At 42.4% G+C, this 9,079-nt stretch carries 6 protein-coding genes; 2 read left to right on the top strand and 4 right to left on the bottom strand.

Annotated features, from left to right (window positions below):
- Together LD39_RS06220 and betA are read left to right on the top strand one after the other, a co-directional pair.
- The coding region (locus tag LD39_RS06220; RefSeq protein WP_035544064.1) for an aldehyde dehydrogenase family protein at positions 1 to 731 on the top strand (731 nt) is incomplete at its 5' end.
- Positions 732 to 867: 136 nt separating this feature from the next.
- Positions 868 to 2,547: a choline dehydrogenase gene (betA, locus tag LD39_RS06225; RefSeq protein ID WP_035544065.1), complete on the top strand. Its 1,680-nt coding sequence runs from the start codon at positions 868 to 870 to the stop codon at positions 2,545 to 2,547.
- Positions 2,548 to 2,853: 306 nt separating this feature from the next.
- Here betA and LD39_RS06230 read toward each other — a convergent pair whose 3' ends face one another.
- The 4 genes from LD39_RS06230 to LD39_RS06245 all read right to left on the bottom strand — a co-directional run.
- Entirely contained in the window at positions 2,854 to 3,750 is an 897-nt protein-coding gene (locus LD39_RS06230; RefSeq protein ID WP_052158751.1) for a glycerophosphodiester phosphodiesterase, read from the bottom strand.
- Between the two features lie 539 nt (positions 3,751 to 4,289).
- Entirely contained in the window at positions 4,290 to 5,261 is a 972-nt protein-coding gene (locus tag LD39_RS06235; protein WP_035544066.1) for a C40 family peptidase, read from the bottom strand.
- 376 nt (positions 5,262 to 5,637) lie between these two features.
- Positions 5,638 to 8,313: a pyruvate, phosphate dikinase gene (gene ppdK / locus LD39_RS06240; RefSeq protein ID WP_035544069.1), complete on the bottom strand. Its 2,676-nt coding sequence runs from the start codon at positions 8,311 to 8,313 to the stop codon at positions 5,638 to 5,640.
- Positions 8,313 to 9,079, bottom strand: a 767-nt coding sequence (locus LD39_RS06245; protein ID WP_035544073.1) for a pyruvate, water dikinase regulatory protein, incomplete at its 5' end; no start/stop codon positions are given. The genes LD39_RS06245 and ppdK, both read right to left, overlap by 1 nt.

The raw sequence follows: 9,079 nt of genomic DNA on the forward strand, positions 1-9,079 counted from the left end.
TTGCTCTTGAGCTTGGAGGGAAAAACCCGAATATCATCTTTGCTGATGCTGATTTTGATCTTGCTGTCGATCAAGCGTTAAACGGAGTCTTCTTCCACGCAGGGCAGATCTGTTCCGCTGGTACAAGACTGATTGTAGAAGAAAGCATCCACGATGATTTCGTTAACGCGCTTGTGGAGCGAGTGAAAAAATTCAAGCTGGGAAGCGGATTTGAGGAAGATACCCAAATGGGACCACTTATTTCAGCTGAACACCTTGCAAAAGTAGAAAAGTATGTAGAAGCAGGGATTGAAGAAGGGGCTACCTTAGCCGTTGGCGGAAAACGCCCAGAAGATCCGGAATTACAAAAAGGATTCTTCTACTTGCCAACTATCTTCACAGATTGCACAACAGACATGAGCGTTGTTCAAGAAGAAGGTTTTGGTCCAGTGATCACGGTTGAGAAGTTCCGTGCAGAAGAAGAGGCAGTAAAGCTTGCGAATGACTCTATCTACGGTCTTGCTGGCGGCGTCTTTACAAACGATATTGCAAAAGCTGAACGCTGTGCAGCGAAGATGCGTATGGGTACGGTTTGGATTAATGAATTCAACCTTTATTTCCCACACGCGCCGTGGGGTGGATTTAAGCAGTCTGGAATTGGACGCGAACTAGGCAAACTGGGAATTGAAGAATATACAGAAACCAAGCATATATTCCAAAACCTTAACCCTGAACCTATTAACTGGTTCTAAGCAACCTAGTAATCAAGTAAATGGTAAGAAAAAGAATAACGATAAACTAAACCAATAAATGAAGAAGGGTTTTCGAGCAGTGCTTTTCCCATTGCCGAATCCCTTCCATCCAATTTAACATCGAGGAGGAACAGATATGACAGAAGCATATGATATTGTAATTGTTGGTGGCGGTAGTGCGGGTTCAGTACTCGGCGACCGTCTAAGTGCAGATGGGAAAAAGAGCGTTCTTGTTTTAGAGGCGGGACGCAGTGATTATTCATGGGACCTATTGATCCAAATGCCGGCTGCGTTGCCGTTCCCTTCTGGAAAAAATCTTTACGATTGGCAATATGAATCGGATCCTGAGCCATATATGAATGGACGTCGTATCCCGCACGCGCGTGGAAAAGTACTTGGAGGTTCCAGCTCCATCAACGGTATGATTTATCAGCGCGGAAATCCGAAGGACTATGAACGCTGGGGATCTGACGAAGGTATGCAAAACTGGGATTGGGCTCACTGCCTTCCGTACTTCAAGCGCCTGGAGAATGCTTTAGGATCACCAGATGATGAACTTCGTGGTCACGACGGGCCGATCAAATTGGAACGCGGACCAGCCAAAAATCCTCTATTCCAAGCCTTCTTTAACTCAGCTGTAGAGGCTGGGTATAACAAAACCCCTGATGTGAACGGCTTCCGTCAAGAAGGGTTCGGACCGTTTGATAAGCATGTGTACAAAGGCCAGCGCTTGTCAGCTTCACGTGCTTATCTACATCCGGCAATGAATCGTGAGAACTTAACGGTGAAGACTCGTGCTTTCGTTACGAGCATCGACTTTGATGGTACTAAAGCTAAAGGATTGACCTATAAACGCAACGGAAAAATGCATCAAGTTGAAGCAGGTGAAGTCATTCTTTCAGGTGGAGCTATCAATACGCCGCAGCTCCTTCAACTGTCCGGTGTAGGAGATGCCGAACACTTGCGCTCCCTTGGGATTAAACCGGTCGTCAATCTTCCAGGTGTAGGGGAAAACCTTCAGGATCACCTTGAAGTTTACGTACAACACGCATGCCCTCTTCCTGTTTCCGAACAGCCTAACCTGCAGAAGAGACGCATGCCTTGGATCGGCTTACAGTGGATGCTCGGCCGTACTGGTCCTGCAGCAACGAACCATTTCGAAGGTGGAGGCTTTGTCCGTTCAAACGAAGACGTCGACTACCCGAACTTGATGTTCCACTTCCTTCCGGTAGCGGTACGTTACGATGGACAAAAAGCACCAACGGATCACGGATTCCAAGTACACATTGGACCGATGTACTCTGATGCCCGCGGATCATTGAAAATTAAGTCGAAAGATCCGAAAGAGCACCCGAGCATGGTTTACAACTATCTATCTACGGAACAAGACAAACGTGAGTGGGTAGAAGCCATCAAGATCACGCGTGAAATTATGTCTCAGCCATCTATGAAGAAGTACAATGCTGGGGAAATTTCACCTGGTCCTACCGTTCAAACAGAAGAGGAGATCTTGGAATGGGTAAGAGAAGACGCAGAGACTGCCCTTCACCCGTCTTGTACAGCTAAGATGGGGCCAGAATCAGACCCTATGGCTGTGGTAGATCCGGAAACTATGAAAGTTCACGGACTCGACAATGTACGAGTAGTCGATGCATCTGCCATGCCTTATGTTACGAACGGCAACATCCACGCACCAGTATTGATGTTGGCGGAAAAGGCAGCAGATCTTATCCTTGGTCGTAAACCTCTGGATCCTATTGATGCCGATTACTATCGTCATGGAGAACATCCTGCCAATGCAGGCACAGTAAAATAATCCTTTTTGTGAGAAGGCCTCTTTCAAAATGTATTTGCTCGTGAAGCATACATTTATGAAGAGAGTGCCTTCTCTTTTTTCTGAAAAAAACGTTTTAAGAATAGTTAACTGACTTATACGATTTTTTTCTCCTCTAAAAAATTAAAAAATATCAATCTATTCACTTTTAGGAAGACTACTATCTTGATCGAAATTATGTATTTAGGATTGCAGTCCAAACTTTATGAACTAGTAAACAGTTTAGATCAAATTTAGCCATTAAGATAAAAGAAACGGTCAGACCATTTTTATGGTCTGACCATTTCTTTAGTGATGGGATACCTCAAATAATTTTCCTGCATAGTTCGTGAACATGCCTGTAGCACCCCAATCCAGGAGCATGTCCATATCTGCTTCTGAATTCACTGTGTAGGGATGAACGAGCAAGTCAAGTTCTCTTGCCAATCCAATGAAACTTTCATCGTAAATCAGTTCTCCATCATAGCGGTAATTCATACCGATGCCGACCGCATACTTATCAATTTCTTCTAGGTCACCTTTTGTCATTTCAGAGGGAGAAGGGGTGATATTTTTATCTTCTACGTATTTGCCATTTTCCCCTGGTTCATACCAAAGCAATTGGACTAGGGGAAGATTCGGATTCAAGTCATGAACTTTAAGTAAACTTTCTTGACTGAATGATTGAATAATCACATGGCTGGATTGTTCGTTCACCCCGTCAAGATTGTACTTCTCCAATAATTCCAGGAGTTTTTCTTCCATTCCAGGATAGACATCCGGGGATTTTGTTTCAATATAATAGTTTGCGTCTTTTCCGTATCGTTGAAAAATTTCTTCGAGGGTTGGCACTTCAAGTCCGTTGTAGGAGGCTTTCGCCTTTTCCGGGTAAGCTTCATTAAACCAGGATCCCGCATCAAGCTGTTTGATTTCTTCAAGCGTATAATCGCGCACTTCACCCGTACCGTCTGTTGTTCGATCGAGGGTCGTATCGTGCATGGCAACAAGTTTCCCGTCTTTGGTCATCTGAATATCCACTTCGATATAGTTTCCTTTTTGTTCTTTGACAAGGTCATAAGACGGAATCGTATGTTCAGGTGCTAATCCACTGACACCTCTATGGCCAACGATTAAAAAATGTTCATCATTCATCGTTGGGTCCTCATTTGCAGGTGCTGCGAAAGTTGTTGTAGGTCCCATGGTCATTCCCAAAGCAACGGTGAACAGGGTCGCCTTCTTAAAAAAGTTTTTCAATTTCAATAGTAACTCCTCCTTAATAGATTTAAATCAACTAAACATTATCATAGAGGAGGAAAAACTGATATTGAATAGTATTTATTGATTCTTAGTAATCTTTAATGAGAGACTTACAAATCAATAAAAAACTTTTACGTTTGTAATAAATTAAAGGGTGGAGATAAGATAACGCCCAACCACTTGCTAGAAATAGTTTTGTAAACTTATAATTTATGTTCTAAAAAGACTGCAAGGGGCTAGCATTGAAAAGTTAATGAATGGACTGACTCTTAATAGTAGAGAAAGTCGGGGTTGATGGTTTCTTTTGCGATAGAAAAAAGGTATCAATGGGACAAAAAAGAGAGTACTTACCATGGGGTATCAAACGATGAAATAATAAATGAAGAACCTGACCGTCTATCCATCATAGGCGGTCAGGTTCTATTAAATGTTATATTCTTAATCACCTATCATTTGAGTTATCTATAGAGTAAGGTTGCTGAAATTGTTTAATCTAAAGCACGATACAAGAAAGCGCTAAATTCAGCTCGTGTTGCTTCTTCGTTAGGGCGGAATGTGTTGTCGTTGTACCCTGTAGTAATAGAATTGGAAGCTAATGCGTACACATCGTCATATGCCCAATGAGAAGAGTTCATATCTTCAAAACTATAAGAACTGCTATTTCCGCTTAATTCGAAAGCTCTAGTAACAATTGCTGCAATTTCAGCTCTGGTAATATCTTCATCTGGTTTGAATTCACCATTCCCATAACCATTGACCAAACCAGCTTTAACCGCTGCATTTATGTATTCATATGCCCAGTGAGATGAGGGAACATCGTTGAATTGGCCGGACGAAGAAGGTGTAAGATTCAAGGATTCGATCGCCATTTTAGCAACTTGCGCTCTGGATACATTATCATTTGGTCCAAAGCTTCCGTCAGGCAACCCATTGATGATACCTTCGTCATTTAAATGTTTAATCTCATCATAAGCCCAGTAATCAGTTGAAACATCGCTGAAGAAACTGTTATCTAAAAATCTTTTTGCACCCGTATATTTATCTCCCCAATAACCAGAGAAGACCGGATCAATGGCAACTCCACTGCTCTTGGTAGAAGAAATCATTTCACCATTTCCGATATAGATCCCTACATGGGAAATACCATCTTTGTATGTACCTGAGAAGAAGACTAAGTCTCCTTTTTGAAGATTCGATGCTGAAACATATGTACCTTGTTTATATTGATCATAGGAACCTCTTGAAAGATTGACCCCAAATTTCTCCATTACATAGTATGTAAATCCCGAACAATCAAATCCATCCGGTGTTTCTCCACTCCACTGGTATGGAGTTCCAAGATATTTTTTTGCAAGCTTGATCACTTCATCGCCTGAAGCTGATGCTGCGTGAGTATGTGGTACAAACAGGACCATTACCATAAGACTAGCTAAAACGACACTGACAAACTTTTTCCTCAAAAGAAAATCCCCCCTGATTATGTATTGATTGGTAGTTTTTCTCCCACAAATATAGTAGCATATTATAATTCGACACGATTTTACAGTTGTGTAACAAATACGCTAAATTTCTACCTATTTCTCTTCTGAATGGGGGTTTGGGGGCAGTTCCTCTTTTGTGGATTCTCTTGACAGCTGTATACTTTTCTTCCCAGTGACTATAAGGGGGGATTAACAATGATGCTTCACTTTCGATGGCAGAGACCATCTATAATTAGTGAACAAAAAGAAAAGGAACCCTCAACGAAGTTGTTAAGAGTTCCTTACCATTTATTCTTACTACTTCCATTACTGTATTAACTAATTCTTAGAAGAAGAATGTTTCCTCTCTGCAGTATTAATTATACTGAGGTTCTTTCAGACGATTACTTTGCTCGTGACGAATGGTCGCTTGAGCTGCTGCAAGACGTGCAGATGGAACACGGAAAGGGGAGCAGCTTACATAATCCATTCCTAAATTAAAGCAGAACTGGATCGATTCTTTTTCGCCGCCATGCTCTCCACAGATCCCTGTTTTAAGAGTAGGTTTTGTTTCTCTTCCCAGTCTCACACCACTTTCTACAAGTTTTCCTACACCTTCTTGATCTAATGATACAAATGGATTTCTTTTTAGGACATCGCTTTCTACATAATGCTGGAGAAACTTTCCTTCTGCATCGTCTCGACTGAATCCAAAGGTGGTTTGAGTTAAATCGTTGGTTCCGAAAGAGAAAAAGTCCGCTTCTTCGGCAATTTGATCGGCTGTAAGCGCCGCTCGCGGTGTTTCAATCATGGTCCCAATAAGATAATCGAATGCTTGTCCTGTTTCTGCCTGCACCTGGTCGCCAATATTGGTCACAAGGTGACGCATTTCCTTAAGTTCATTCACATGACTGACCAAAGGGATCATGATTTCGGATTTAACGTTGATCCCTTTTTTCATCACGTTATACATCGCATTAAAAATCGCCAGGATTTGCATTTCATAAATTTCAGGGTGGATCATTCCTAAGCGGCAGCCACGATGCCCTAACATCGGATTTGATTCCTCTAACAGCCTTACTTTCCGTAAGAGGTTTTGCTTTTCTTGTAGATCGGATGAATTAGGGTCGGTCAGTTGCAGCTTTGTCACGTCAACGAGCAGTTCTTCTTTATCCGGCAAAAACTCATGAAGGGGCGGATCTAATAAGCGTACGGTAATCGGATGACCTTGCATCGTTTCAAAAATTTGCTCAAAATCCTGCTGCTGCATAGGCAGGAGTTTGTCGAGAGCCTCCTTACGTTCCTCAGTGGTTTCAGACAGGATCATACTTTGCACCGTAGGAATGCGAGAGGCATCCATAAACATATGCTCTGTACGGCAAAGTCCAATGCCTCCTGCTCCAAACTCCAATGCTTTTTCAGCATCAACTGGATTATCAGCATTTGCCCGTACGCCCATTTTCGTCTCTTCATCGGCCCAGCGAAGCAGCAATTGGAATTCATCTGAAAGCTCTGGTTCGATCATTGGAATTTCTCCGAGGAAGATTTCACCGGTTGAACCATCAATCGTAATCGTATCCCCGTGGTTCACAGTCGTTGCCCCAACGATGAATTGTTTGGACTCCAAGTGGATCTTTATGGAGTCGCAGCCGCATATGCAGGCTTTTCCCATACCTCTAGCTACAACGGCTGCATGGCTTGTCATTCCGCCGCGACTCGTAACGGTCGCCTGGGAAGCCACAATTCCATGAATATCATCAGGGGTTGTTTCAGGGCGGACAAGGATGACTTTTTTTCCGTCCTTGGATAGTTCCTCGGCTTCATCCGCATCAAAGACAACTTGGCCTGTGGCAGCTCCAGGGGAAGCAGGTAAGCCTGTGGCTAATTGTTTTCTTTTGTGTTCAGGATCGATTCGGTGGTGGAGCAGTTGGTTGAGCTGATCAGGATCCACGCGTAAAAGAGCTTCTCGTTGATTCATAATCTTTTCTTTTACCATTTCAACGGCAATTCGAATGGCTGCTTGGGCGGTTCGTTTCCCTGTACGTGTTTGAAGGATAAATAACTTCCCTCCCTCGACAGTAAATTCAATATCCTGCATATCCTTGTAATGGTTTTCTAACAGCTGGCAAGTATTAACTAACTGCTGATAGACATCTGGCATTTCGTCCTTGAGGCTGACAATCGGCTGAGGCGTGCGGATACCTGCCACAACATCTTCTCCCTGGGCATTGATCAAATATTCTCCATAAAGCTTAGACTCACCGGTAGATGGGTTGCGGGTAAAAGCAACTCCTGTACCAGAATCATCTCCCATGTTTCCAAATACCATGCTTTGAATATTGACAGCTGTACCAAGGTGGCCAGGGATATGGTGAATGCGACGATACAAAATAGCCCGCTGATTATTCCATGAGTCAAACACGGCATTGATAGTAAGGAAAAGTTGTTCCTTTGGATCCTGAGGGAAGCTTCGTTTCGTGTGGCTAGCCACAATCGATTTGAATTCTTCGCTCACCTGTTTCCAATCTTCGGCTGTTAGTTCTGTATCAGAATGGTATCCTTTTTCTTCACGGATATCTTCTAATCGTTGTTCAAAGAAGTAGTTGTCTACATCCAGGACGACATTACTGAACATTTGAATAAACCTGCGATAAGAATCATAAGCAAATCGAGGGTTGTTTGTAAGTTCGGCCATTCCTTTTACCGTGCCATCGTTCATTCCAAGGTTTAAAACAGTATCCATCATTCCAGGCATCGAATGTACGGCCCCTGAGCGGACAGAAACGAGAAGTGGGTTTGTTGGATCACCTAAGCGTTTGTCTGTTTTAGCTTCAAGTGTTTGAAGGGCTTCTAATACTTGGGCTTCAACTTCTGGTGAGATGATCTGTCCGGCATCGTAATAGGCATTACAAGCAGCGGTTGTAATGGTAAAACCGTAAGGAACGGGTAACCCAATTCGGGTCATTTCAGCTAAATTAGCGCCTTTTCCTCCAAGGAGTTCTTTTTTACCGCTTTCAGATTGATCAAATAGGAATACAAACTTTTTATCCATTAGGAATAGCTCCTCCTTTTATTAAACATAGCTAAAATGAGATCAGCTGTTTCTTCTATCGCCTTATTAGAGACATCAATGATTGGACAGCCGATTTTTTTCATAATGTTTTCCGCACACGTTAGTTCTTCAAAGATTCGATCTAATGAGGCATAATTTGCTGCGTTTGTTAATCCCAAACTTTTTAATCGTTCTCTGCGAATGTCATTTAATTTTTCAGGTGAGATCACTAGTCCGATACATTTTTTTCTTGGAATCGAAAAAAGTTCTTGAGGAGGTGGGATCTCTGGAATGAGAGGCACATTGGCTACCTTATATTGCTTATTGGCTAAATACATAGAAAGAGGGGTCTTCGATGTTCTAGACACTCCAACAAGGACAATGTCTGCTTGTTTTAATCCTCGTACTTCCTGCCCGTCATCATACTTTACAGCAAACTCAATCGCTTCCACTCTTTTGAAATAGTTCTCATCTAACTTTCTCATTTGTCCCGGTTGACGATTGGGCTGCATATTAAATTTTTGAGTGAACGCATCCATCAGAGGATACATTAAATCGACAGCAATAATTCCCTCTTCTTCAGCTCTGTGATCAAGATATTGCTTTAAATCTTGAAGGACGATGGTGTAAGCAATGATGGAATGACTATATTTCGACATAGTTATGACATTATTAATATCCTGTTTGTCCTCGACATAGGAAAAGTGCTTAATTTCGACATCCTGCCCGAAAAATTGGCTTGCCACAGCCTTTACCATTAATTCGG

This window comes from Halobacillus sp. BBL2006, assembly GCF_000786645.1.
Taxonomy (GTDB): domain Bacteria; phylum Bacillota; class Bacilli; order Bacillales; family Halobacillaceae; genus Halobacillus.

Bases quoted from the DNA above. Each gene is read 5' to 3' on its own strand.
- betA (WP_035544065.1), top strand. From the start codon at position 868: ATGACAGAAGCATATGATATTGTAATTGTTGGTGGCGGTAGTGCGGGT.
- LD39_RS06230 (WP_052158751.1), bottom strand. From the start codon at position 3,750: ATGACCATGGGACCTACAACAACTTTCGCAGCACCTGCAAATGAGGAC.
- ppdK (WP_035544069.1), bottom strand. From the start codon at position 8,313: ATGGATAAAAAGTTTGTATTCCTATTTGATCAATCTGAAAGCGGTAAA.